Annotated in this window: 27 protein-coding genes and 2 pseudogenes; 7 read left to right on the top strand and 22 right to left on the bottom strand. The window is 55.1% G+C overall.

From position 1 onward, the window contains the following. Positions 1-57: 57 nt before the first annotated feature. A complete protein-coding gene (locus Q0W94_RS05445) occupies positions 58-1,233 on the bottom strand; it encodes a PP2C family protein-serine/threonine phosphatase (RefSeq protein ID WP_297762086.1) in 1,176 nt (391 codons plus the stop codon). A 46-nt stretch (positions 1,234-1,279) separates the two neighbouring features. After that, the gene (locus tag Q0W94_RS05440; RefSeq protein WP_297762084.1) at positions 1,280-2,416 is read right to left on the bottom strand and encodes an ABC transporter permease; all 1,137 of its coding nucleotides are present in this window, start codon (positions 2,414-2,416) and stop codon (positions 1,280-1,282) included. Positions 2,417-2,860: 444 nt separating this feature from the next. Here Q0W94_RS05440 and Q0W94_RS05435 point away from each other — a divergent pair, with 444 nt between their 5' ends. The 3 genes from Q0W94_RS05435 to Q0W94_RS05425 are packed head-to-tail and all read left to right on the top strand — an operon-like array spanning position 2,861 to position 4,768. Beyond that, a complete protein-coding gene (locus Q0W94_RS05435) occupies positions 2,861-3,262 on the top strand; it encodes an AbrB family transcriptional regulator (protein WP_297762082.1) in 402 nt (133 codons plus the stop codon). Next, positions 3,243-4,007, top strand: coding sequence for a pantothenate kinase (locus tag Q0W94_RS05430; RefSeq protein ID WP_297762080.1), 765 nt, complete (start codon positions 3,243-3,245; stop codon positions 4,005-4,007). The genes Q0W94_RS05435 and Q0W94_RS05430 overlap by 20 nt, the downstream gene beginning before the upstream one ends. Continuing rightward, the gene (locus tag Q0W94_RS05425) at positions 4,007-4,768 is read left to right on the top strand and encodes a carbon dioxide-concentrating mechanism protein (protein ID WP_297762078.1); all 762 of its coding nucleotides are present in this window, start codon (positions 4,007-4,009) and stop codon (positions 4,766-4,768) included. The genes Q0W94_RS05430 and Q0W94_RS05425 overlap by 1 nt, the downstream gene beginning before the upstream one ends. Here the strand turns inward: Q0W94_RS05425 and Q0W94_RS05420 are convergent. From Q0W94_RS05420 to Q0W94_RS05410, 3 genes are all read right to left on the bottom strand, one after another. Beyond that, the gene (locus tag Q0W94_RS05420) at positions 4,702-5,976 is read right to left on the bottom strand and encodes an NAD(P)/FAD-dependent oxidoreductase (protein ID WP_297762076.1); all 1,275 of its coding nucleotides are present in this window, start codon (positions 5,974-5,976) and stop codon (positions 4,702-4,704) included. The genes Q0W94_RS05425 and Q0W94_RS05420 overlap by 67 nt on opposite strands. 2 nt (positions 5,977-5,978) lie before the next feature. Next, positions 5,979-7,727, bottom strand: a complete 1,749-nt coding sequence (locus tag Q0W94_RS05415; RefSeq protein WP_297762073.1) for a mechanosensitive ion channel family protein — start codon at positions 7,725-7,727, stop codon at positions 5,979-5,981. A gap of 83 nt (positions 7,728-7,810) precedes the next feature. Continuing rightward, positions 7,811-8,047, bottom strand: a complete 237-nt coding sequence (locus Q0W94_RS05410; RefSeq protein ID WP_297762071.1) for a hypothetical protein — start codon at positions 8,045-8,047, stop codon at positions 7,811-7,813. A gap of 265 nt (positions 8,048-8,312) precedes the next feature. Between Q0W94_RS05410 and aspS the strand changes: the two genes are divergently transcribed. Then, positions 8,313-10,115, top strand: a complete 1,803-nt coding sequence (gene aspS / locus Q0W94_RS05405) for an aspartate--tRNA ligase (protein ID WP_297762069.1) — start codon at positions 8,313-8,315, stop codon at positions 10,113-10,115. Positions 10,116-10,124: 9 nt separating this feature from the next. Here the strand turns inward: aspS and Q0W94_RS05400 are convergent, their stop codons facing one another. From Q0W94_RS05400 to Q0W94_RS05390, 3 genes are all read right to left on the bottom strand, one after another. Beyond that, positions 10,125-10,556 carry a gamma-glutamylcyclotransferase gene (locus Q0W94_RS05400; protein ID WP_297762067.1) on the bottom strand — a complete coding sequence of 144 codons (432 nt, stop codon included), beginning with the start codon at positions 10,554-10,556 and terminating at the stop codon, positions 10,125-10,127. A gap of 91 nt (positions 10,557-10,647) precedes the next feature. Further along, on the bottom strand, positions 10,648-11,067 hold the full coding sequence (locus Q0W94_RS05395; protein ID WP_297762065.1) for a hypothetical protein: 420 nt from the start codon (positions 11,065-11,067) through the stop codon (positions 10,648-10,650). 34 nt (positions 11,068-11,101) lie between these two features. Then, entirely contained in the window at positions 11,102-13,147 is a 2,046-nt protein-coding gene (locus Q0W94_RS05390) for an NAD(P)/FAD-dependent oxidoreductase (RefSeq protein ID WP_297762063.1), read from the bottom strand. A 120-nt stretch (positions 13,148-13,267) separates the two neighbouring features. On the opposite strand from Q0W94_RS05390, the gene Q0W94_RS05385 reads away from it, so the two are divergent. Next, positions 13,268-13,537, top strand: coding sequence for a hypothetical protein (locus Q0W94_RS05385; protein WP_297762061.1), 270 nt, complete (start codon positions 13,268-13,270; stop codon positions 13,535-13,537). Here the strand turns inward: Q0W94_RS05385 and ruvC are convergent. The 4 genes from ruvC to psb29 are packed head-to-tail and all read right to left on the bottom strand — an operon-like array spanning position 13,487 to position 16,572. After that, positions 13,487-13,966, bottom strand: a complete 480-nt coding sequence (gene ruvC, locus Q0W94_RS05380) for a crossover junction endodeoxyribonuclease RuvC (protein WP_297762059.1) — start codon at positions 13,964-13,966, stop codon at positions 13,487-13,489. The two genes, Q0W94_RS05385 and ruvC, sit on opposite strands and share 51 nt — an antisense overlap. Before the next feature lie 5 nt (positions 13,967-13,971). Continuing rightward, complete coding sequence (locus Q0W94_RS05375) at positions 13,972-15,177, bottom strand: NAD(P)/FAD-dependent oxidoreductase (protein WP_297762057.1); 1,206 nt, start codon at positions 15,175-15,177, stop codon at positions 13,972-13,974. Next, complete coding sequence (locus tag Q0W94_RS05370; protein WP_297762055.1) at positions 15,174-15,917, bottom strand: HAD family hydrolase; 744 nt, start codon at positions 15,915-15,917, stop codon at positions 15,174-15,176. The genes Q0W94_RS05375 and Q0W94_RS05370 overlap by 4 nt, the downstream gene beginning before the upstream one ends. Then, positions 15,904-16,572: a photosystem II biogenesis protein Psp29 gene (psb29, locus tag Q0W94_RS05365; protein WP_297762053.1), complete on the bottom strand. Its 669-nt coding sequence runs from the start codon at positions 16,570-16,572 to the stop codon at positions 15,904-15,906. Before psb29 ends, Q0W94_RS05370 begins: the two co-directional genes overlap by 14 nt. Positions 16,573-16,646: 74 nt before the next feature. On the opposite strand from psb29, the gene Q0W94_RS05360 reads away from it, so the two are divergent. After that, a complete protein-coding gene (locus Q0W94_RS05360) occupies positions 16,647-17,006 on the top strand; it encodes a DUF309 domain-containing protein (protein WP_297762051.1) in 360 nt (119 codons plus the stop codon). A gap of 2 nt (positions 17,007-17,008) precedes the next feature. Here the strand turns inward: Q0W94_RS05360 and Q0W94_RS05355 are convergent, their stop codons facing one another. Next, positions 17,009-17,299 (bottom strand): DegT/DnrJ/EryC1/StrS family aminotransferase, encoded by a 291-nt coding sequence (locus Q0W94_RS05355; RefSeq protein WP_297762048.1) that lies wholly within the window; start codon positions 17,297-17,299, stop codon positions 17,009-17,011. 203 nt (positions 17,300-17,502) lie between these two features. Further along, positions 17,503-17,850 (bottom strand): annotated as a pseudogene (locus Q0W94_RS12405) (IS630 transposase-related protein). A 208-nt stretch (positions 17,851-18,058) separates the two neighbouring features. On the opposite strand from Q0W94_RS12405, the gene Q0W94_RS05350 reads away from it, so the two are divergent. Then, complete coding sequence (locus Q0W94_RS05350; protein WP_297762046.1) at positions 18,059-18,202, top strand: hypothetical protein; 144 nt, start codon at positions 18,059-18,061, stop codon at positions 18,200-18,202. A 155-nt stretch (positions 18,203-18,357) separates the two neighbouring features. Here Q0W94_RS05350 and Q0W94_RS05345 read toward each other — a convergent pair. The 8 genes and pseudogenes from Q0W94_RS05345 to Q0W94_RS05310 all read right to left on the bottom strand — a co-directional run. Next, positions 18,358-18,495, bottom strand: a pseudogene (locus Q0W94_RS05345) (NAD-dependent epimerase/dehydratase family protein); the annotation flags it as partial. Between the two features lie 655 nt (positions 18,496-19,150). Further along, complete coding sequence (locus Q0W94_RS05340; RefSeq protein WP_297762044.1) at positions 19,151-19,471, bottom strand: glycosyltransferase family 2 protein; 321 nt, start codon at positions 19,469-19,471, stop codon at positions 19,151-19,153. 100 nt (positions 19,472-19,571) lie between these two features. Continuing rightward, a complete protein-coding gene (locus Q0W94_RS05335; protein ID WP_297762042.1) occupies positions 19,572-20,582 on the bottom strand; it encodes a glycosyltransferase in 1,011 nt (336 codons plus the stop codon). Next, the gene (locus Q0W94_RS05330) at positions 20,579-21,328 is read right to left on the bottom strand and encodes a class I SAM-dependent methyltransferase (protein ID WP_297762040.1); all 750 of its coding nucleotides are present in this window, start codon (positions 21,326-21,328) and stop codon (positions 20,579-20,581) included. Before Q0W94_RS05330 ends, Q0W94_RS05335 begins: the two co-directional genes overlap by 4 nt. Before the next feature lie 15 nt (positions 21,329-21,343). After that, the gene (locus Q0W94_RS05325; RefSeq protein ID WP_297762038.1) at positions 21,344-22,039 is read right to left on the bottom strand and encodes a bifunctional 2-polyprenyl-6-hydroxyphenol methylase/3-demethylubiquinol 3-O-methyltransferase UbiG; all 696 of its coding nucleotides are present in this window, start codon (positions 22,037-22,039) and stop codon (positions 21,344-21,346) included. A 15-nt stretch (positions 22,040-22,054) separates the two neighbouring features. After that, entirely contained in the window at positions 22,055-23,167 is a 1,113-nt protein-coding gene (locus Q0W94_RS05320; RefSeq protein WP_297762036.1) for a glycosyltransferase, read from the bottom strand. Then, positions 23,164-24,471 carry a glycosyltransferase gene (locus Q0W94_RS05315; protein ID WP_297762034.1) on the bottom strand — a complete coding sequence of 436 codons (1,308 nt, stop codon included), beginning with the start codon at positions 24,469-24,471 and terminating at the stop codon, positions 23,164-23,166. Before Q0W94_RS05315 ends, Q0W94_RS05320 begins: the two co-directional genes overlap by 4 nt. 49 nt (positions 24,472-24,520) lie before the next feature. Beyond that, entirely contained in the window at positions 24,521-24,976 is a 456-nt protein-coding gene (locus tag Q0W94_RS05310; RefSeq protein WP_297762032.1) for a hypothetical protein, read from the bottom strand. Positions 24,977-24,995: the final 19 nt, after the last annotated feature.

Here is a 24,995-nt window from a genome sequence, read left to right as displayed (position 1 = left end):
GCTACTGCTTAGGATATTGCACAGAAGACGCCGCATTATGCAATCTGGAGCCCCAAGTTAGGGGTGGGGGAACGCCACTTGCACCAGTGAAACATCATCGCTGCCAAAGGCCGCGGGCGCTGCATGCCTTTGCACCTGGGAAATCAACTGGGACAATGGGGGCACAGGATTTTGGGTGTGGGCAGCAATGAGTAACTCCCTAAAGGCTTCGAGACCCCAAACCCGATTGGCGGTTGTTTCAAACTCATAGATGCCGTCACTAAAGAGATAGAGAACTGCTGAAGGGGAGACTTCAATCGTGGCTTGGGTAAAGACCATGTCAGCAAACATACCAATGGGAATACCCGGTGTCTTGAGGAGGGTAGCTCGCCATTGATCAGCCTCAGGGGTAAGCAGGAGTGCCGGCGGGTGTCCACCACTGGCATAGGTCAACTGCTGCGTTTGGCGATCGTACACGCCGTACCAAATCGTGAAATACTTCTCGTGCTGGGCCGTCATTTGGAAGCCATTGTTGAGGGCTTCAAGAACTTGGGCAGGTTGGCGGTAATCAAACGTGCCGCCGGTTTGCTCCCGCGTTGTGCTCCGCAACAGATTCAAAACGGAGACCGAAGGCAGAGCCGCCCCCAAGCCATGGCCTGAAACATCGAGAATGTAGAGCACTAAATAGCGATCGCCCACCCAGCAAAAGTCAAAGCAATCACCCCCCAACTGACTGGAAGGCAAGAAGTAGTAGTTAATTTTGCAGGGAGCTTCTTGGGGAGCCGGCAGGAGCGACCGCACATAATCAGCCGCCTCGTGAAGCTCAGCCTCAAGGAGTTGTTTTTGCTTAAGCAAGTCCTGACTCAGTTGATAGAGGCGCAGACCCGCCTGAATGCGTGCTCGCAGTTCGTTGGGGTCAATGGGTTTTGACAAGAATTCATCGGCACCAGCATCTAAGCCTTGAATGCGATCCTCCAGTTCCCCTTTGGCCGTAAGTAGAATAAAAAAACTGCGGGAGAGCTCCTGATCCTGCTTGATTTGACGGCACACCTCTAGACCGTCCAGTTCCGGCATCATCCAGTCGCAGATAATCAAGGCGGGTTTCTCGGCGGTGGCGATCGCAATCCCCTCGCGGCCATGACTGGCAACCGATACCTGATAGCCCAAACCCCTGAGGATTTTCCGCAACAGGAGTCGGGTGGTGGGATCATCATCAATAACCAGAATTTGATAGGGCTGGCGATCGCCACTCATAGCCTCATTCTGAGAATCTCCCCCTAGTGTATCCCAAGGGCTTTGGCTATTTTTGTATCCCCTTGGGATCAAGGGCATCCCGCAGGCCGTCGCCAATGATGTTGAAGCACAGGACGGTGATGACAATGAGTGTGGCTGGTGCCCAGACCAACCAGGGCTGTAAGACCAGGATTGAGGCATTGGTGGCCAAGGAAAGCATATTCCCCCAGGAGGGATCCGGCTGTTGGATCCCCAAGCCAATGAGACTGAGCACCGATTCCGCCACAATAAAGCTGGGAATCGAGAGCGTTGCCGCAATAATCACGTAGGTCGCTGTTTGGGGAATAATGTGCCGCCCAATAATGTAGAGCGATCGCCCCCCCATCACCTGGGCTGCCTGGACAAAGGCCATTTCCCTAATGCCTAGAACCTGACCACGAATGACCCGCGCCAGCCCCGCCCAGCTCACAAAGGAGGTGATAACTGTAATCAGCAGGAATCGCTCACCACTACTGAGTCCCACGGGCAGTACTGCCGCCAAGGCCACCAACAGATAGATGGTCGGCAGCGTCATCAGCACCTCAACCCCCCGCATTAAAACGACATCGAGCCAACCGCCAAAGTAGCCGGAAATGGCACCCACCAAAATGCCAATCGGGAAGGCGATCGCCACCCCCACAAGCCCAATACTGAGGCTAATGCGGGCGCCAAAGAGCAGCCGACTCAGCTGATCGCGTCCTTGGTCATCGGTTCCCAACAGGTTCAGATAGCCCTTGCCCACCGTGCCAAACAGGTGGCGATCGCTGGCAAAGCCGGCGAAAAGGGTGTGCGGTTTAATTTGTGGATCGGTTAAACTCCAACGCGTCGGTAGGGGCAGGGTAATTTCCAGGAAGCGATAGGGGCTACCCTTGACAAATAGGCGAATCGGCGACGGTTCCTGCCAATCCACAATCAGAGGTCGTTCCCCCGTTTCCAAGTCCACAGGCCCTAGGCGCGTGGGATACACATGGGGCCCGAGCCACTGACCATCGGGGGTGCGCCAGTAAATACGGGTGGGGGGCAGCAGGGCACCATCCACTTGAAAGGTATAGGGACTATAGGGGGCCACAAAATCGGCAGCGATCGCCAGCAGGTACAAAGTCAGCAACACCCCCAAACTGACCATCACTAAGGGGTTGCGCCGCAACGTTTGCCAAGGAGTCATTCGTCACTTGTTCGCGAGGGTACAGCCACTATACAGCTTCTTTGCCTCCTCGGGCTGCTGTAGCAGACTGAATGCCTACACCTATTCCGCACTTTTTAGAAAGGCACTGTGCTGTAGGTAAATTTTAGGCAAAAAATCAATAGGTGATCAATAAAACTTAACAAAATAATCCTCAGTTTCTTGTTCGGTAGCTTTGGTATTATTAACATATTTGATATTATTATATAACTATACTCATTGACTCGAATTAACATATTGTTAAAAAGAATGAAAAGAATACTTTTTGTTTCAAATAAAATGGTAGCTTTATTAAAGCTAATGATTATTTAGTCAGATTATTCTTGCAGACACCCTTTTTCTCTCGTGTGGGCACCTGTTGACTAAAAAATAATTTAGTTGCTTTATTCATTTGAATATCGTTCTGATAGAGGAAATACAGAGCGAATGAAAAAACCAAAGCCCCTAACTGGTAAAGCACTCCTGCAGCGATTAAGTGAACTGGGTTCTGCATCCCGTAAAGAAGCAGCAAAGCTCTGTGGCTACTACCGCGTCACAAAATCCGGTCAGGTGCGTGTCAACTTAGGGAAATTTTACGAAGCGGTACTCGCTGCCGGCGGACTCGAAGTACAGTCATCGGAAAAAGAAGTCAATGGTCAATCGGGGCGGGGGCGATCCCCCTCCTATCGGGTGAAAGTGCACCAAAATGGCCAGATTGTGATTGGTGCTGCCTATACCAAAGCGATGAACCTCAAGCCGGGGGATACCTTCAAGATTAAGCAGGGGTATAAACATATTCATCTGTATCTCATCGATCCCGAAGAAGTGGATGACGCCCCCGCAGAGTAATCAATGGTTTGCCCTGATTATTGGCAATACTCGGCAGCACTGGGCACTCTTTAGGGGTGAACACCTCAGCCGCACTTGGCACCTGACCCCTGCGGAATTTGCCTTCAACCCTGCCCAAGACTACCCCAATCTCCCCTGCTGGGGGGCCAGTGTTGGTTCTGTGCCCCTGCACCAAGTCTATCCGAGGGCGATCGCCCTCACCCTCGCAGATATTCCCATTCCCCAGATGTACCCCACCCTAGGAATTGACCGTGCCCTTGCCCTCTGGGGAGCACTGCAGGTCTATGGGGCACCGGTGTGTGTTGTGGATGCCGGCACCGCCCTAACGCTGACCCTAGCTAACGATCGCCGGGAATTTGCTGGTGGTGTGATTCTTGCCGGTGTTGGATTAATGGCGCGAGCCCTAGCGGACTACACGGCAGCTTTACCCTATGTGACGCTGCCCACAGCCCCCCCCCGTCGTTGGGGCACTAGCACCACCACCGCTATTGAAAGCGGCCTCTACTATGGCACTGCCGCCATTTTGCAAGCCTATCTGGGCCCCTTTTTTCAGGAGTTTCCCCAAGGCAAAGTGATTGTGACCGGCGGCGATCGCCCTTTTGTCAGTGACCTGCTGCGGACATTTTTAGCTTCCGATCGCTGGTGTGAGGATGATCATCTCGTTTTTTGGGGCATCCGCGCCCTCCGCAATCCAGCCGCTAAGATAGAAATGCACCCCATGGAAAGGATTGACGAATTCCGCTAATGGAGCGACGGGATGACTTTACGGATTTAGCCTTAGGACTGGTCTCAGCCCAGAGCTTTCCGGCGATCGTTGGCATTGCCGATCACATGCTCAAATCCTCCGATGTCCTCCTTGTTGGCTACGAAAAAATCGGCGGCGGCCACTGTAGCGCGATTGTGCGCGGGCGAATTGCCGATGTGCGCCTGGCAGTGGCAGAGGGTGCCGAGCGGGCGCAGCAATTTGGTCAAGAACTGAGTACGTTAGTGATTCCCCGGCCTGATCCCAACCTAGAGAAAATTCTCCCCATCGGCAGTCTCCTGGCGCAGATTGCTTCTAAAACTCGCGGCCATCGCCTCAGTAGCCATGCCGTGGGTCTTCTGGAAACGCGGGGATTTCCAGCCATGGTGGGGGCAGCCGATGCCATGCTCAAGGCAGCCGATGTGATGCTGACGGCCTACGAAACCATTGGCGCCGGTCTGTGTACGGCCATTATTCGCGGTACGGCCTCCAATACTGCGATCGCCCTCGAGGCCGGAATGGCAGAAGCCGATCGCATTGGCGAACTCCATGCGGTGATGTTGGTGCCCCGTCCCCTTGAGGATTTAGATCAATCCTTGCCCTTGGCCCCTGCCCTCCAACGGGAACTGCAACCCCTGCGTCTGCCCCTTACCCTCAAGCAAAAAGAAACCGAACCCCTGGCCCTCCAAGGGGCGGCTCAAGAGAGTGTGGCTGTGGAAGCCGCCGCCGAAAGAGTGTCCGTCGACCTCCCTGCCAATCCCTGACCGGCAATCCAGCCTGTTGTCCACGCACTTTGCAGGTTAAAGCCCCCCGTCACACCATCTATATCGAGAATTTCGCCGGCGAGGAATAGCCCCTCACAGCAGCGGCTAGCCATTGTCTTGAAGTCCACTTCCTTGAGAGCCACCCCACCGCAGGTCACAAACTCCTCCTTGAAGCTGCCTTTGCCAGCGATCGCGAATGTGCCTCGGTGTAAGACCGCCGCCAGTGCCAGCAGTTGCTTTTTACGCAAATGTGCCCAAGTTTGCTCAGGGGGAATACCGAGGGTGGTTGTCCAGTAGCTCCAGAGGGGACGGGGCAGCGGAAAGGGACAATGGTTCGCGATCGCCCGCTTCGGGGTATGGCTGCGACAGACTGCCAACTCCCTTTGAATCTGCGGCAGCGATAGGTGGGGGAGCCAGTTGATCACTAAGATGCCGCGATAGTCGTGAGCCGCCAAGGCACGCGCTCCCCATGCCGAGAGTTTTAAGACCACGGGGCCACTGAACCCCCAATGGGTAACGAGAATTGCGCCTGTTTGCGTCAAGAGGGGCTGCTGCGGCAGTTTGAGGGTAGCTTGCACAGCTGGGACACTGAGGCCGGAGCGCTCCTGCAAGAGGGGGTCATTAATTTGAAACGTAAACAGCGAAGGGACCGGCGGCATAATCGTGTGTCCCAATTGCGCCGCCAACCGATAGCCATGGGGACTACTGCCTGTGGTCAAAAGGACGCGATCGCCCACAAGGGGTTGAGTCTGCTGAGCAATCGTGACGTGAAACTGGTTGCCCACTTTGGCAATGTCCTTGACCGCTGCACGGGTACAAATGCGAATGCCCAGGGCCATTGCTTCCTGCACAAGGCAGTCAATAATCGTTTCTGAATCATCGGTGACAGGAAAGATCCGCCCATCGGCCTCAGTTTTCAGCTTCACTCCCCGCGCCTCAAACCAAGCGATCGTATCTTGGGGTTGGAAGCGACTAAAGGCACCCCGTAGGGCCTTGCCACCCCGGGGATAGTGTTGCACCAACCGCGCCGGATCAAAACAGTGGTGGGTGACATTGCAGCGACCCCCACCAGAGATGCGGACCTTGCTAAGCACCGCTGCCCCCGCTTCTAAAATAGTGACGCGATCGCGAGGATTAGCCGTGGCACAGGCGATCGCCCCAAAAAATCCAGCGGCACCACCGCCGATAACCAAAATGCGCCGAGCCATGATCAGGATTCCAAGGGGAAAGGATAGGTATTTTCGGCGTTGTCGTTTCTGCCGTTGCGATCGCGCGCCAAATGAAGCTGTTGATGTAGCCGACCTACGGCAATTCCCTCTGCAGCCATGAGGTTGAGGAGACGCCGGCGAAACTCTCGCCCTACTGGCCACTGCTGACCTGGTTGTGTCTTAATCCAAATGCGCACGAGTAAGCCACTGGCAGTAATCTGATCAATTCCTAAGACCTCTGGCCGCTCTAGCATCTTGAGTTGCCACTCCGGTTCTTCGTAAAAGTGGATACTTAGGTCATTGAGCAACGACAGCAGGCGATCGGGATTGGTTTCAATATCCACCCACAGTTCTAGGTTGACCCGTGACCAAGTCCGAGTCAGGTTGGCCACCTTCGTAATCATACTATTGGGAATAGTGATGAGATGCCCCTCGGCATTGCGCAGTTGCGTGATTCGTAAGTTGAGATTTTCTACCATTCCTGAATAGGGTTCAATTTCCACCACATCGCCAATGCCGTATTGGTCCTCCCAGACAATTAACAGGCCATTGATCACATCCTTAACCAAATTTTGGGAACCAAGGGAAATAGCCAAGGCGAGAAACCCCCCCACAGCCAGAATGGATGAGACAGGCATGCCCAGCGAACTTAGAATCACAACCAGCCGCGTTAAATAAATAACTGCCGTCTTCAAACTCCGCATCACTTCAATGGTGGTGCTAATCCGCAATGTTTGGCGCTGGGTATCAGCAAACTTGAGCAGATTATTTTGCTCCCAGAAGACACGAATGCGATCAAAGGCCAAATCGGCAAATTGATTCAGCAGCCCAGTGCCAAACCAGACCACCATCCAGAGAATCGGCAGGCCATAGACTTGAGAACTCAGCCCGCGAGTCATGGGGAAGAGCCGCAGAATTGCTGCTAGGCCGAGCAGCCAGAGAGCCACTTGTACCCACAACAGCAGATAGCGAACAAGACTAATGAGTTTAATGCGCTGCTTGAGAAAAAAGTGATGTCGCAGGTGGGGTAGAAGCGGCAAAACCCATTCGGGTTCAGCAGTTGGAGTGGTCGCTGTCTCCAATTGCCCTTGCAGATGCTTGCGTTGGCGGATTAAGAATCGCTGTACAATTAAAATGACAAAACTGCCTGCTCCCACCTTGAAAAAAATCAAGACAGCCTGCTCAATTTGCCTGATCAGGGCAGCATGGGTGCGTTCTTGAATCGCTTGGTTCATCTGCTCCTGCAAAATGTCTCGCCACTGCTGGGCAAGGGTTTCGGGGGGCAGTTGATGGTAGTCGCTGTCGGCCTCTGTTACCGTCAGGAGGCGAGTGGTGCGTTCCGCTTGGCCAATGCGAGCACTAATCACCAAAGCATTATGGAGGCGGGCAACACCAATATCTACTCTCGCGGGCGATCGCCGATCGCCCTCAAGGGCACTATGGAGTACCCGTCGGAGATTGGACTGGATGAGCTCGGCCCGGAGTTCAACGGGCATGACATCACCGAGTTTACTGCGATCGCGAATTGTCGGCGCAGCAATTGTAAAGAGCGTGTTGCCATCAAAACGCACATCGGTAATTTCTAGTTCACCAATGCGAGTGACGCCAGGGGGCAACGGAGTTGCAGGGGTTTGATTGATGGCCGGTAGGGGGAGTTGAGCCAGGCCCGGCCACGGAGAGAGAAGGGCTAAAAAGAAGGTCAAAAAGGCGATCGCTCCCCACCGCCACCATCGTTGATGCAAGTTAATCATCGACTGCCAATAGCTTGCTTGAAGGCAAACAGTGCTACAAGCATCCTCTCATTTTTTGAGGGTTTGATCCGGTTCCAGGTTCCCTAGGGGCGATCGCTAAAGCTGCGGGGAGTGCAGTCGCTAACCACATCGCGGATTAGGGAAAGACGCGAGGAAATGTAGCGTTCCAGATGATGGCGTTGGTGGTGCTCCAGGGGATAAACATCGCTAAACTGCGTCACTAGCCACCCCTGTAGGGAGTGATCATCCATACTCAACAATCGTCCCACCTGTGCTTGCTCAACAAAGTGCCAGAACTGACGGAGGAGAGAGGGGGTCATACTTGCCCTCCTTTTAAGGTTTTCTTTAGATTTTGCCTATCTACTACCATACGTTGCCCCTTGGATGTTGGGGAGGAATCTGCTGAAGCTGCAACTAAAGTTAGGGAATCCACATGAAGTTATGTAAACTTCTATTGCGATTTCTAAAGCACACTCCTCACTGGAACCTGTGATTCCTTGGATATGCCCCGCTAACGGTAGGACAGTGAACCGCTAAAATAGTAAGGCTTTGCTTTACCAACATACTCAGAAATCATTGGGGTCTATGCGCACACACTACTGTGGCGATGTTCGGCTAAGGGATGTCGGAACAACGGTCACCCTCTACGGTTGGGTGGATCGGCGCCGCGATCATGGCGGTGTAATCTTTATTGATTTGCGCGATCGCTCCGGCATTGTCCAAATTGTCAGTGATCCCCAGCGCACTCCCGACTCCTACCCTCAAGCCGATCGCCTGCGCAGTGAGTATGTGGTGAAAATTGTTGGCCGTGTTCGCAAGCGCCCTGCGGATTCGGTGAACCCGAAACTGGCCACCGGCGACATCGAGATCTACGCCGATCACATTGAGGTGCTCAATCCGGTGCGCCAACAACTCCCCTTTGCCATCTCCAGCACCGAGAATGAGCAAGTGCGCGAAGAAGTGCGGCTGCGCTACCGCTACCTTGACCTGCGGCGGGAACGGATGGCACGGAACTTACAATTACGCCATCGGGTTGTCCAGGCCATGCGGCGGTTTCTAGAGGATGAGGCAGGCTTTATCGAAGTGGAGACCCCCATTCTCACCCGTTCGACCCCGGAGGGGGCCCGGGATTACCTTGTTCCCAGTCGCGTTAACCCCGGTGAATGGTTTGCCCTGCCCCAATCCCCCCAGTTGTTCAAGCAGTTGCTGATGGTGGCTGGGTGCGATCGCTACTACCAAATTGCCCGCTGCTTTCGCGATGAGGACTTGCGGGCCGATCGCCAGCCGGAATTTACCCAACTGGACATGGAAATGAGCTTCATGGATCAAGAGGAAATCCTTGATCTCAACGAAGCACTGATTTGCCACATTTTCAAAACCGTCAAGGGCATTGACCTACGGCGCCCCTTTCCCCGCCTCAGTTACCAAGAGGCCATGGACCGTTACGGTACCGACAAGCCCGACACCCGCTACGGGCTTGAACTGGTGGATGTCTCCGATATTCTCAAGGACTCTGGTTTCAAAGTCTTTAGTGGGGCGATCGCCCAAGGGGGTGTCGTGAAAATTTTGCCGATTCCCAATGGCAATGATCGCATCTCCAATGTGCGCATTAAACCCGGCGGCGATCTCTTCCAAGAGGCCACCACTGCCGGCGCCAAGGGCCTAGCCTACATTCGCGTGCGCGACAACGGCGAGATTGATACCATTGGTGCGATTAAGGATAACCTCTCTCCAGAGCAAAAAGCCACGCTCCTAGAGCGCACAGGCGCTGCGCCGGGGCATCTTCTTCTCTTTGGGGCAGGGGACGCTGCCACGGTGAATAAGACCCTGGATCGACTGCGGCAGAGCATTGCCCGTGAATTTAATCTCATTGATCCAAGGGCAACCCATCTTCTGTGGGTGGTGGATTTTCCCATGTTTGAGTGGAATGCCGAGGAAAAACGCCTTGAGGCCCTGCACCATCCCTTTACGGCGCCTCACCCTGACGACCTTGGGGATCTGAAAACCGCCCGCGCCCAAGCCTACGATCTCATCTTCAATGGCTATGAAGTCGGTGGTGGCAGTTTGCGTATCTATCAGCCGGAATTGCAGCGGCAGGTGTTTGAAATCATCGGCATTGATGAAGCCACTGCCCAAGAAAAATTTGGCTTCCTTTTGGAGGCCTTTGAATTTGGTACGCCGCCCCACGGCGGCATTGCCTATGGCTTAGATCGTTTGGTCATGCTCCTGGCCGGTGAAGATTCCATTCGCGACACCATTGCTTTCCCCAAAACCCAGCAGGCCCGCTGTCTGCTCACCGGCGCCCCCAGCAGTGTCGAACCGCAGCAACTCCAGGAACTCCATGTGACGCCCGCCAAGCCAGCAAAAACCACCGCTAACATGCGCTAACATGAAAGCCTAGGCGCGTAGATCTATAGGCCCATTCCACACCCCCTCCGGCAGCCACTCGCCATTGACCTGCCGCACTCGTTCAAGACGCATGATGTAGGCCCATGCGGTGCCCAAGGGTTGATGGGTCAAGTCATACACTGACACTTCTTGGCGCTCGTAGGCATTCACCTCAGGAGACAAGTGGGGATTGTAGCCTTCAAAGGCATCCAGCTGCGCCAAGAGGCTGGAAGGTGGATCATCAAAGAGCAGTAACTCCCCCTGCACCCAACCGTCCTCAGCCGTTAGGCCGGGGTACCCCATCGGCAGGTGATAAAGGCGGCCCCTCACCAATGCCGCTTGATGGGCACTTAGCCAAGGCCGACAGAAGAGGTCATGGGGTGGATAGCCGGGTTTGAGGGTGCCATAGACAAAAAGGCGCAGTGGCGTCATGGAGAACATGAATCCTGTGCACTCTATCACAGGCCTAGTTTAGCGACTTTCCTGCGGCCTTGCCTGTTTCAGAGGCCCATCCCTGACCCCCTAAAGAGGGTTAAGTGTTTAACACAGCAAGGATTTCTTGACTGATGGAGCGCAGTTGCTGCTGGAGGTCTTCCCTAGGCAGATTGTTACCGCTGAAAACACCAGGGCCAATACTGCTGAAGCGCCACTGTTCGCTCATGTAACTAAAACCCACAATCTCTAGGCCAATGGCACGCCGTTGGGGAGAATCTGGATCGCAATAGAGGCGGATCTGCAGGAGCAAACTGCGGGCTTGCCAGCGGCGACTCCAACCGGGCAGGTGAAAGCCAATGTCAATTGAATCGGGATCCACCAAGTTGCGGGTGTGGGGGTCATCGGCCCAAGGGTGCAGGTCTGCCCGCAGATCCGGATTGCACTGTTTGAAGAGATGGACGATCGCCCCCAATTTACTGGCCATCTGCACCGTCACTGCCTGCTCTGCTGCATTCACCGTGGTGGTCTCCGCAACACCTTTGTTCCCAAGGTTAGCGAGGGGAAACGACTTGATCAACTCTAGGGGTTGGCAGCAGTGCCAAAGAACGATCAAGGCGGGGTTGCCCCACAGAGTAACTCAGGGCATAGCTTTGCACCAAGAGCCAAAACCAAAGTTGTGGTGCCAAGGATTCTAGCCAGGGTTGACAACGGCGGATCAAGGGGGGCAGCCAGAAGCCAAAGAGGGCATGGTACAGGGCATCCAAGCTAAAACTAAGGTAGCTTTGCAGCCAGCGCAGCAGATCCCAAGGCCCCACCATTTCGTAGATCCACCAGAGGAGGTAGGGGTTTTGCCAAGCAGCTCGCAGGGCCATACGGTTAAAGGGTAGCCAGCCAGCACGGTCTTTGATAAAGCGATCGGCCAATTCCGGAGATTCCTGCCCGAGGATGCCAAAAAAGGTGTTGAGCATGGCATTGACCCGCTCGGGGGGCAGGGGGCGATCGCTGGGCACCATCATGCCCCGCGAAAAGAGCCACGTCACCGCGGTATTGCTCTGATAGGCGCGAATTTGGTTGAGGAAGGGCTGTTGCACAAGGTCATGACGCAGGGCAGTATCCAGCAGATCCGTCAAGCGTGGCAGGTTGCGCACCAGCGAGCCAAAACCGGTGAATACTAAAGGAGATTGCAGTGAGGCGGCATCGCCAATGGCCAAGACGCGATCAAAGGCCACGGCGCGATCGCTGCGGTGGTAGCTAAAGTAGCCGGGGATGTAACCAAACGTCGGCTTCACCCAAGTCAGTTGATCTAAATCGCAGCGGCGGTACTCCGGCAAGATTGTAAAGAAATCTTCGTAGAGTTCTAATAGAGAGCCGGGAAACTCGCGGCGAATATGGTGATAGTGAAACAGGTAAATGGTGCGCTCTTCCCCTGACCCCGGAAACAGCTCCCAAATGAGTTGCCGTCCTCGCGAAATATCGCCGTGGCTAAAGAGCACATCGCCATAATTCCCGTCCCACACTTCCGGGGCAATACCCTTAACAATCGCCCCCACCGTTGGACAAACGCTATCATAGGCACGACCACCGTTCAGTTGCCGGGCAATTGGCGAGGCAGTACCCATGGCATCAATGAGGACGCGAGCGATCGCCCGCCGGGGTTCTTGACTTTGACGGTGCCGTGCTTGCAGAATCACACCATTGGGATGAATTGTGGCTGTCTCAAATTCCGTCCAGTCCCAAATTTCGCCGCCCGCTTGGCGCAGTTTCTCACCACACAGATGCAGGAATTTGGCCGAGTCGAGGGCAATGTTAAGAACCGTTGGGGTGTGCAGTACTGGTGCTCGACAATGGACAGGGCTGGTGGCATCAAAGAACTTGTTAAAGCCATCGCGGTACTCGCGGGCAATCAGGCTTTCAAACTCCACGGTGGTAAATAGCCCCAGATCAATCAGGCTCTGAAATTCTAGGCGGGAGATATTCCACTCCCGATTCATGCGGCCAAAGGGTAGCCGCTCAATGACTAGAACCCGATGCCCTAACTGCGCCATCACCGCTGCATGGACAATCCCCAAGGCACCCCCCACATAAACCAGGTCATAGGTAGGGGGTTCACAGGGGGTTGTTACCCGGTGCACAACAGGGACAGGGGGGGTAGGCTGTTGGATACCTTGGCGCCAGCGTTGCTCCCACCAATAGACGCGCTCTAGATCTGCTTCCCCCTGGGGCATACGTTGAAAGTATTTCACCGTCAAGGGGTAGCGATCGGCCAAGGCCTCAAAAATGCTCTGACCAGCCGGCCAAGGGGGCGGCTCCTCGGCCTGGAGGGGGAAGGCCAAACGCAGCTCCCGCTGAAGGTGTTGGATACAGGCACGCTCTTGGGGGAAAGGCCGCTCTCCCCAGCGCATCACCTTGAGGTAGGTGGTTCGCTGTAAGCTCCACAGGAAAATGGCGAGTTCCGTTGCGGTTTCAGGAACCTGCCAACATCCCCCAGTGGGTTTTGGCGCAATGGTGCCCAGGGGGGGTGCAAAGGTGTGGTGCAGCCAGTGAATGACCGCTGCGGTATGGGGAGTGGGCACCTCAAGGTATAACAGTTGTTGCATTTTGCTTTATGAAGTCCACTAAGGAGCTTGACAACGGCACAATTTGGCGTAAACTTCACTGTACTAAACAGTTTAAGAGTTAAGAGAGTTTACGATTTCTCAGAATTGCCCTGTTGCCCTATGCATTATCCCATTCCTCGGACGCTCGAAGAAATGACAGCCCTCAGCCAGCACCCCGTCAATGGTGATCTAGTGGCATCAGCGATCGCCGGCGTGATTACGATTTGCCGTGCCCAGGGCCACACTCTGGCACAGGTTCAGGAATGGGTACTTGCAGAGGATGATCTACTGGATCAAAAAACCCGCCAATGGCTCAGTGAGGCGCTGGCGGTGGCTTGGTCAAGCGTGGATGCCCTCACAGTGACGAGCAGCAGTGAGGGCGATCGCTAGGGCATCAGCGGCATCATCGGGCTGGGGCAGGGTGCTGAGGTGGAATTCCCGTTGCACCGCCTGCTGCACCTCTATTTTGGTGGCCTTGCCATAGCCGGTGAGGGCTTGCTTCACTTGGGGGGGCGTGAGTTCTAGCAGTGGACAGTGCAGTTGGCTCAGGACTAAAAGAATCACACCCCGTGCTTGGGCAACCCCAATGGTATGGCTCATTTTGTAGAAAAAGAGCCGCTCCAAAGCCACCAAATCTGGCTGGAGGGTGGGAATTAGCGTGTGCAGATCGTTATAGAGACTTTGGAGGCGATCGCCCGTAGGCAGATCGGCAGAGGTAGTAATCACACCAAAATCCCACACTTGGCAGGTGTCCCTGTGCACCTCAATACACCCATAGCCGAGGGTGGCTAGGCCGGGGTCGAGGCCCAGAATGCGCACCGGTGCTAACTAGCGATGGTGGTCAGGAGATCCAAAAAGGGCTTGGCCATCCAGTTCAACCCCACCTTCAGTTGATGTTCGAGGGTGGGCATGCGGTAGAGGTAGGCCAGTCGCCGCGCCAGATAGGCCAGGGGGCCATCAAGGGTCAGTCCTAGGCCGGCCAAGGCAGCGCGATCGCGCCCGAGGGTGAGCATTTCGCCAAGGTGGGAGTAACGACAGGGAAGGAGCGGGCGATCGCTGCAACTGGCCCAAAGGTTCCAAGCCGCATAGTCCGCCTGCTGAAAAGCCGCCTGTGCCGTATGGGGAATGGGTTGTCCCTGTTCATCCACCGCATCCGCTGCATCCCCAAGGGCAAAAATAGCGGGGTGATCCACCACTTGCAGTGTGGGCGTCACCTGGAGCCGACCGGTGGCAGTTTTGGGCAAATCAAGGGCCGCAATCACCGGCGAAACGGCTGTGCCAACGGTCCAAAGAACAATGTCCACGGGCAACTCGTCCAGCCGGTCTTTGTGTTGCAGCGAAATGCGATCGCTAGTTATAGCAACTGGGGTGGTCTCTAGATCAATCCAAACGCCGCGATCTTCGAGGGCCCGAAGGGCCGCCTTGCGATTAAATTCTGGGGAGGACTTCAGGATCTCGGTGTTGCGATCCACCAGCCGAATGCGACCTCGGCTCCCCAGTCGCTCCGCCAGTTTACAGGCCAATTCCACCCCACTGGGACCAGCACCGACAACGACAACGCGGATGCGATCGCGCTCAGAGTGCTCGCACCGTTGCAGCGCTTCTTCAAGGCGGTAGGCGTCACTGAGGGTACGGAACGTCAAGGCGTACTCCGCCACACCGGGGATAGTGCTTTTCGGCGTTTCACCCCCTAGGGCGAGAACGAGTTTTTCATAGGTGAAGGGGTCGCCCTTACTTAGGTGCACGGTTTTTGCCTGGAGATCAATAGTGGTCACCGTTCCCTGATGAAAGACCACTGGCGTATCCCGCAGCAGCTCCACAAAGGGCGGGGCGATTTCCCAGGCCTCTAGCTCCCCCGTAATTAGTTCGTAAAGCAGGGGCGTAAATACAAAGCGATCGCTGTGATCCACAAGGGTGATCTCTGGGGGGGAAGACCACGGGAATTGCGCCAAGCGGAGGGCTGTATAAAGCCCACCGAACCCCCCACCCAGAATACAAATTTGGCTTCTCACCGCTGATTCCCTGATCATGCTGTCCCCCTCAGTATAACTTGCACCTCTGTGAGCTCAGCAATTTGGGGCACAGTTAGGGGCTCGTTGAGGGCTGGTTCTGGCAGCAAGGGGCGATCGCGCCGTAGCCAAATCGCCTGCAAACCCGCTCCTTGAGCACCGCGGACATCCTCCTCCCAACTGTCGCCAATGTGCCAGACTTGAGAGGCGCCATAGGAAGCCACTGCCCGCTCAAAGATCAACCGATCCGGTTTCGCTGCCCCCACCTCACTGGAAATCCACACCGCCTGGAAAAAAGGGGCTAACCCCAAGGCCTCAAGCACCCCATAGAGACGGCTATCAAAATTGGACACCACCATCAGGGGAATATCCTGGGCTTGCCAATCCTTCAAAGCAGGCAAGACATCCCCATAAAGGCACCAAGGTTCAGCCGTAGCGTAGTAGGCAAAGACAGGGGCAAAAAAGGCCCTAAAATCCGCAAATTGCTCGAGGACACCGGCGCGGCGAAAAGTATCTGCGGCAACCGCCTGCCACCACTGTAGTTCCGCTTCAGCTCGCTGGGGGGCAGCCAGGCCAGGAAAAGCGCAGGGAGGGGCTGCCCTAAAGGCCTGAAAAAACGAGGTATCGAGGACTGTTGGCTCAACATCAACCCCCACCTCGGCGGCAAAGCGACCATAAACGGTGCCCACGGATTCGCGTAGGCCAAAGAGGGTGCCGACGGCATCTAGGGTAATGAGCTGGGGCGGATCAAGCGGGTGCATCGGAACTGGCATCCACAGCGGGTGGCACAGAGGTCTGCTGAGCACGGCGCTTGCGTTCCTGCTCCACAAGTTCTTTCATCAGGCTGCGAGCCTGATTGATTTTGTCGAGGTTACTGCGGTAGAGTTCGAGATCGCGCTTGACTTTTTCGATGGGCAGCTGGATCACAGGAGCCAGTTGATCTAGTGTTTCGTTGAGGTTGATTGTCAGTTCTCCTGCCAGCTCCTGCAGGAAGGCATAGAGTCCCACGGCATGAAGGCGGCTATATTTGCCCCCGTGGTTGAGGCTGTTGAGGGGGGCACTGGGTTGGCCACTGTTGAGTTCACCAAGGATTTGACTCAAGGGGCGGCCTTGATACTGTTGCCAACTGGCGGCATCCTCCCTCAGCTGTTGCGGGTTCATTTCCTCAGCCACACAGAGGGCATGAAAAATACGGTCGCGATCGCCCTCGGGCTGATAACCCTCCATAAACTGGTCAAAGGCAGTAACGACCCCAAGAGCAAAGAGAGGAGAGTAGCGAAAATCTACATTGACGCGCAACAGGTGGATTTCGACAAGCAGTTCTTCAATAAAGCGACGGTAGATCGAGTGAATCGGTCGCGTGTGAGCCGCATAAAAGGCGCGTTTGGTATCAGAGACAGTTCGAGGATTTTGCACAAGCTCTGCCGATATTCGTTAAAAAATGTCATGATTCTTTACTATTATCGCCCATTGCGCTTTCCCAATCAACGATGCGTTCGGAGCTTGCCCTAGCCATTGCCCAATTTAATAGCGGCGAATTCTATGCCTGCCATGACACCCTCGAAGCCCTCTGGTTAGAGGCCAGTGAACCTGAGCGCACGTTTTACCAAGGCCTGCTGCAAATTGCTGTTGCCTGCTATCACCTGAGTCGAGGCAACCAGCGGGGGGCAACTTTACTCTTGGCGGCAGGACGGCGTTGCCTTGAACAGTGTGATCCTGACTATCAGGGTTTAGACTTAGCAGCCTTCCTAGCAGGAGTGGCCGAGTTACAAGCGCAGCTTCACCTTGCAAAAACCCCCCTTGACTCAGCGCCAAAAATTCAGTTGCATCTTGGTGTTGCTGAATCCTAAGATCAAACTATGACTATGGCGCAATCCGCCAGCTCTCGCAGGTAGAGAGCGGTCAGGTTGGTGCGCTGCTCGTTCCATTCATTCAGACGCGCTAGCTTCACGCGCAGAAGGGCTGCCTGCAGCGGATCGAGCCGACTGTTCCAGCCTTGCACCCCGTTAACGTATTTCACGCGCCAGCCGTAGTTGCCCAGCACGCGCGGGCGATCGGCAAGCTCAGGAGCGTTGGGCGCGATCGCGCCCCCATCACCCATGGCCCCAAGGTTCTTGCCTGGATAAAAACGCCAGGCCACCACATGCCCATGCGCGCCACAATAGGCCGCATATTCAGTAAAAATCGTGCGCGATCGCGCGGCCTCCGAAGCCTTCCTTCTGGAGGATCAGCCCTTCGTTACCTTGACCAACCATACTCACACTCAACTCGAGAGTCCAACCCCGTCTCATCGATGCACACTACTATTTCTTTGCTATGGTTCTCTGCCCATATCTGGAGCTGCTGTTAATACGTTTGTCGCTCTTCACTCACAATGTTCTTGGTCACGCATCTGTTTTTTCGGGTGATGCCCATCTGGTTGAGAGCGTAACTCATCGTGGAAATTTGTAGCCCGAATCGCTGGGCACGGTCGATTAAACGGTCATTGGGATGGGTAGCAGCATCTGCCGCTAAGGCTTCCCAATCCAGTTTCCAAGGCTGACGGGGAAGCACCGTGGGTGCTAGGTTGTCTCGCCTCAGCTAGCGATGGATGGTGATACGACTCACTTGAAAGATTTGAGTGGCTTCACTGATTTTGCCACCTTGCTTAATATAGGAGACAACCCGCTCTCGTAAATCCAAGCTATAGCTCATGTTTTTTAAGGATATTTAGGAATCTTCAAGTGTAATCTATTTCTCTTTACTTGTGTCACTCCCTTTCGAAATAGCTACACATTGATAATGATCACTTGAGCATCTCTGGCGCCATGCTTGCGAAGCCTCCCATTGTCGATGATTTGAGGCGTGATCTCAGTCTGGCTGATACTGACAAGTGAATCGCCTGAACTCCTACCACCAGATCTTGCATTTGTCCTCGATCATTGGCGGCGCCAATGTCGTCAGTACCGTGGTGGGCTTGCTGCACATGAAGGCGGCAACAGTGCTGCTGCAAAACATGCTGGGGAGGGCATCCAGCATCGCCGGTTTGGGTGTGGGCAATGTCTAGATCACTGCTGCGAACGCGCAAGGTGGGAGTCAAGCCGTTGGCACTCTGCCATGGGTGCTTCTTTGCGGCACGCTAGAGCTTGCAGTCCTTGGCACTTTTTTTTGTTTTTTGGAGGCTTCAGCGAGTGCATTGCGGTCCTCGTCTGTAACGATCTGAATCAAGTGGGCGATGTTAGTCTTGCTGCTGGTGAAAAAGTTGTCTATGCAGAGGACGTCGTGACCATCCTTGATCAGCCGCTCGCACAGATGGGAGCCTAAAAAGCCTGCACTGCCGGTAACGAGTGTGCGTTTCAGAGTGTGCGTTTCATATATTTAATTTAAATTTTCCTGTTCAATCAAGATGATCAGCGAATAGAGGATGCGTATTCGCCTGTTACAGAGCTGTGCCTGAAAATCGTCCGATCAGCATGCATGCAATCACACGGCACCCCTGCCTTTTCCATCAACATCAGCAAGGTGTTCATCATCCAATCCCCCCCGATCAAGCGCAACCAGGATCTTCTGATCAGCGTGTGATAGAAGGCAGCCACCAGTGGCTGGCTCATCAGATAGACGCAGGCGGTGTTGGTGACGGGCTTGCTGTAATATCTGAAAGCATTGTCCTGACCTGTTTGCAGCTTGTCGATCTGCAGTACTTCGAGTGCGCACCCCCCTGCCGCCAGACCCAGATTTTCTATCGACAGTTAAGTCAGCGTCTCTTTAGTAGGGCAACGAAATTCTGATACGCAAAAATCTCGCAAAAAACCGGGTCATATTTTTCAAGCTTGACTAGTCTATCTGGAAGCAACCGATAAAAATCATAGTTCGGCAGCAAATTCTAGAAATCCCTGAAAAAAACACAGCTCGCGCTATTTATTTCGTTAATCGCTGGCAGCCAACCGACAAAACGCCTGGTAGCTGTTTGACAAAAGAACCTCACGAGCCTCGCCGGAATAGCGGCTCAACAGGCTTACAAGGCTTGGCAGAAGGCGTGAGGTGTGTGCCCCCTACCTTCCCGCAGCATTTCAACAATGCCGTTGATTTCCCCGTCTCCCAGGCCAGGCAATAGCACTCGCCAGTGGCGCTTGCGTACAGAATCCGCCTTGTTCTGCTGCTCAACTGACTTTCGTGCCGAAACTTGACCCGCATGCACGCAGTAGCGCAAAACGATTCCAGGCAAATTGACGAGCTTATAACCCCTTGCCCAGGCCCGCTGCCATAGATCGTAATCCTCCACATGCCCATAGGCCGGATCATAACCCAGCTCAACGAATGCCGAACGTCGCCCCATGACAGCTGGGTGAGCAAAGGGTACGTTGAACAACAGCTGGACTTCGCAAGCTTCATGGCTCAGCAGATAGGACTACAAGGCGCGCCGGTCGCCGAAACACTCAACCTTCCCCCTTGCCCAGGGCAGACGCCAGTGCTTCCGCATCCCGCGGCGGCACAACCATCCCCGTGTCCCCCACGATGCGCGCCGAATCCCCCACATCGGTGACGACACACGGCCGCTCGCAGGCCATCGCTTCGGCGATCGCATTGGAGAACCCCTCCCCGAAAGAAGAAGAAGAAGCGATGTCGAGAGCGCTCAACACGGCAGGCATGTCAGATCGTGGGCCCGCCCAGATAACCCGATCCGCAATACCCAACGTCTGGGCGAACGTCTTCAGTTCCGCAAGGTAATCTGCGGGGCCACTTCCCACGCAGACAAAACGCAGGTTTTCTCTCCGGGCCGCGAGCAAGGCACATGCTTGGAGGAAGTTGCGATGATCCTTCATGACATCCAGGCGCGCCACAAGCCCTATTGCCGTTTGGTCAGCGCCGATTTTCCATTCGCTGCGGACGCGCTGACGCCCGAGCGAGTCGAACCTGAAGCGCGCCGTGTCGATTCCGTTTTCGATGACCACGATCCGTCCGGGCGGAAAACCCCGGCGAATACCCCATGACCTCCCGGCCTGAGAATTCGCGACAACGACATCGGCTGTCCCACTTAGCGCCGCCTCCAGCTTCGCCACCAGCCTTGCTAGCCAGTCATAGTGGCGCATTTCCATTCCCGCGGCGCGTATGCTCCACACTAGCCGAGGGCGGCCAATCAGCAGCCACAGCAAGGAAGCCAGCACATTCGGCATGTCGAGAAAGGAATAGATCGTGGTTGGCCGCAACGTGCGCAGGATTCGCGTGAGGCGCAACAAGAAGCCAGCGACATCCCAGCGTCCTTGCTTACCAACGAAATGCAAAGGCACGCCAGCGGCGGAGAGCTCGGCATCGAAGACCCCACCTTGGTAAAACAAGACGACATTAACGTCGCGCCCCCGTTCTTTGAGTCCACGGGACAATGCCACAAGTTGTCTTTCTGCGCCGCCAGGATCGAGTTTGCGCACAAGAAAAACGGTACGACTCATGCTGCCTTTCGTAAAACGAACACTCGAGTAGCCGAGCCGAGGACACGTGCTAGTGCCTGGCGTCTCCCTATGGATATGGCTGGAAACACACCGTAGCCTGTATAAAAAATTCCGCTAGGCTGATCCCAAATTAAGTCGAAGCCGTTCTCTTGAAACACCTTTAACCAGCGCCGGCGACTGAAATACCAAAGCTCTGAAATGGCGGAAGGGTATTCACCGTGAGGTCCGTCCCAAAATACCCGTTTTATGGCTGCCCAAGTGCCATGATGTGCACATCCTGGATCACGGGGCACGGCTGGTGTATTTATTACGTAATATCGTCGGCAAACCAGACCGATAAGTCGTCTAGCAATATGAACGTAATGCGAAAGACTCGTCCAGGCGCGCCGCGCAGAGGTCGGGAGGATATGTATTGCCATACCATCCGATTTCATCACTCGCCGCACTTCAGAAAGCGTTGCTCTCAAATCCTGGATGTGCTCAAGAACATTAGAGGAGAACACCACATCGAAATAGTTATCCGGGAAAGGAAGTGTCGCCCCACCATAAATTTGCACAGGGAAATAAATTTCCACTCCTGGTAGTGGCTTCGCCACATCGATGCTAACGACGGATGCCCCGGTAGACGCTATTAGACTAGCCTGATAGCCAGAGCCGCCACCAATTTCAAGAACACTCATTCCTGGCAGAAAGAATTTTTTAACATAATTGAATTCCTCGGTACGCACCTTAACTAGATTGGACATAATCCATTCTCCCGGCTAGCTTTGCTTTCGTGCGCAAAAGTAAATATTCCGGCAAATTCCATAAGTTCCAATACCACGCCACGACAAGAATTTCTTGATCAGGCCTTGTATCTTGCGCCACCACCCAACAGACTCCCACTCTATGAAAAATGTTTCATAGGCAGCCTCGACTGCAAAATGCTGTTTCAAGCTGGCCGCGAGGGTTTCAACCGTAAAACTACGATAATGACCCCAGCGGTGAAATTTGTGACCGCAATTCGGGCAAACGACAATCGAATCTTCTAGTTTTTCTCGGGCTGGCACAGTGCCAATAAATCGGCCACCTGGACGCAAGACTCTCGCTACCTCGAACAAAGTCGCTTCAAATACATCGTCCGCCAAATGCTCGAGAACCTCCGACATGATGACCACATCGAAGTAATCATCGGGAAACGGCATCGCTTGGCTGACACCCACTTGTGCTTGTTCGCCCCACCCAAGCGCAGATCTCAACGCCTCAATCGCTCGTTCGCTTGGGTCAAGGCTCCAGATATCTACACCCTTCGCAAGGGCCATTCGCTCCAAAGCACCATTCCCAATACCAATGTTTAGAACTCGTGAACCTGGAGAAAGACGTCTGACCAGAAACTCGAGACGCCCAGAGCTCCGCGCAAAGGAATCAATCCCCTCGTTTTGGAAATAATCCCAAATCTTTTGCTGATCTAATGTCATAGGTTCCATGTTCTGTTACGCGTTACCCTGCTCGGATGTTCGAATGGTTTCACACCATCCAAGAAATCTAAGCAAGTTGGCTTCCCACTCATAATCCCGCCAATACCGCTCGTATCCCGCCCTTGCGATCCGAATGCGTTCCTCGTCGTGGTCAAGGTAGTGCTCCATCAGTTCGATGGCCTCTGCGAGCGTGTCGTAATAAATGGCCTCAGTGCCCGGCGCGAATATCCGCGCATGTGCATCGGCGGCCGCCTTGTCGCAGACCATCATCATTCCATGCGCCGGGGTTTCGTACATGCGCATGTTGCCGGTCTCGTAAGGATGATCCGAGACGTGCATGTTGAAGCCGATTTTGGCGCGCCAGTAAAGCTGTGTGCGCTGCTCTCCGGTCAGGCTCGTGACCCGGTGGGGATACACCGGTTTGCCGAACAAGCCGCGTACAAAGCCAGCATATCCCTTGAACGGCCAGCGCCCATGAACGCGCAGCCGGGCCCCGAAATGACGTTTTAGCCGGATGAGCCGTTCGACCTTCGATGCGCTGGGATTGCCGACATAGACGATATCGACGTCACGGTTACGGAAGAAGGTTTCGTCCGCGTTCGCGGGCCGCTGATAGGGAAACGGAACCAACGGCCACCAAGTGGCCGGCTTATCGGTCCACCGCCGGATGGCGTCTTCGAAAAGAAGGTCGTCGATATAGCCCGGTGAAATGAAGAAGGCGCCATCGAATGCCCAAAGATAAGGAATTCCACGCAGGTAGGTAGACAAAGGATCATCGATGAAGCCGAGCACCTTGACGGGCTTCTTGAGTTCACGCACCAGCACCTCGGGGTGGATGAAGTTGTAGGTGCTCATGACGATCAGATCGAAGTCACGAAAGCGGTCGATGAAATCGCCGACCATGCGCATGTAGTGCGGGTTGCGTTCGCGGTAGAGCCGATCCACGCCAGCCGCGCCAAAGTCGAAAAGCGACCGCCGCTGATCCCAGCCGTTCAGGCCCCAGATGATCAAATCCATCAGCGACCAGCGCGCCCCCTTGGGGAAATAGGACAAGGGGTCGAAGCTTTCGATGCGATAGCCGTGGAAGTTTTCCATCGGCGGGAAGTTGAATAGGCAGACTTTTTTCATGGCGACAGTCGGCGCAGCGTGCCGCGCGTGGTAAGGTAAGTCGTGATGGTCATCAGAGCCGAGACGATGACGGCCGCCCAGGCGATGCCGGGCAGACCATGGCGCGTGGCGAGCGCATAGGCCAGCAGGGCTTGTAGCAACACACCCAGCGCGGTGTAGAGGCTGAGCAACCCATTGCGCCTGAGCGCAGCCACGGCTTTGATGCCGAGCATGGTCACCAGCGCGAAAGGGATCTGGATAAAATAAGCTAGCTGGATCGGCACTACGCGCGCCGTGGCCGATGCGTCGAAGGCGCCACGCTGGTAGAGCAGCGCGGCGATCTCGGCCGAGAACAGGCCCAGCGGCAGCGCCAGCAGCGCACCACCGGTCAACAGCGCCAGCGTGAGCTTGTTCAGGCTGTGCAGGCTGTAGGCATGTCGGCCTTGCCCGATCTGGGCTGAAAAATAAGGCAAGGCGGTGATGCCAATCGCGGTGACCAAGATACTCTGCACGGCGGCTGGGAGCTTGTAGCCGTAGGTGAGCGCAGCGTTGGAACCTTCGCCCAAGCCGGCAGCGATGGCTTGCTCGATCAGGGGCCCAAACGCCATGACAAAAGTGCCAGGCAGCAGTCCCAGGCTCGCCGAGAGGATGGGCGCGGCGGTCTTGAAGTCAGCCGTCCACGCGAGCAACCCCATCCGCGCGAGCGCGATCAGCAGCAGCCCGCTTTCGATGGCGGCCCCTGCCGTGAGCGCGACAGCCAGCACCTGCCAACCGCCGGATGCGCCCCAGGCGAAGACACCCAGCATGATCGCCAACGGCGTCGCAGCGGGCAACAGACCGTTGGCATAGTAAACCTTTTCGCATCTTGCCTCCTCGCGCATCAAATATCGCCACCATGCACCCTTCTCGAACGTGACCGGCACGTATTCCGCATAGGGAACGCCATCAACATAGCGGCGTATAGTGCCAACGACTGCGGCGTTTTCGGGTGTTAACGCCTGCACAAGATGCTCCAGGCGATCCTGATCCCACCAATCATCCGCCGCAGCCCAAATGAATCGATCATGGGTTGCTGCATCCAATACATAGCGAAAATTGCAAGCTGCACCAATGTTTTTCTCCTGCCGCACGTAACGAATCCTGGAATCTCTTGATGCGTACTCTTGGCATATTTCCGCCGTGTCGTCCGTAGACGCATTGTCCGAGATGATCAGCTCGAAATGAGGATATGTCTGGGCCAGGATCGAATCCAGCGCTTGCCGGCTGAAACCTGCTCCGTTGTAAACGGGCATTCCGATGCTGACGCTTGGCGTCGTCTGTTGCATGTCTGTCATCTGCATGATCTCCTGTAATGAATAGTAATGAATAATTGCCTTACTGCGCAGCCGGCTGCCATTTCCGCACGAAAGCAACCAGCGTTGGTCTGAGCGCGGGCGACACGAGGCAGATCGCCATTCCGCAAACAGCTGCGGTGGCGGCGATCGCTCCGATCTGCGCCAAAGGGATGAGAATTAACGGAAGCAGAAACGCCTTGACCAAGCTCAGGAGCAGGGTTGCAATCAGCAAGGGGTTGATGACCGCATGCCAGTACCACGCCGCCTTTTCTCGTGTCAGCAGGCGCCGATACATAAAATGGATCGGCAGCAGCACGTAACCCGCATTCAAAATGCACCATACCCACGCAGAGGCGATCGCACCGTATCTGGGCACTAGGATCGCGATCGCGGGCAGCAGAAGTGCAACCGCGACCAGGTTGGTTTTGACCGCCAGGCTCGTCCAGCCGTAAGCCAATTGTGTCTGGTAGGGCACGTGCATGAAGGCATTGAACATCGTGCCGAGCGCGAGCAGC

The organism is Thermosynechococcus sp. (assembly GCF_025999095.1).
Taxonomy (GTDB): Bacteria; Cyanobacteriota; Cyanobacteriia; order Thermosynechococcales; family Thermosynechococcaceae; genus Thermosynechococcus.
This window is presented reverse-complemented; position numbering and strand designations above follow the sequence as displayed.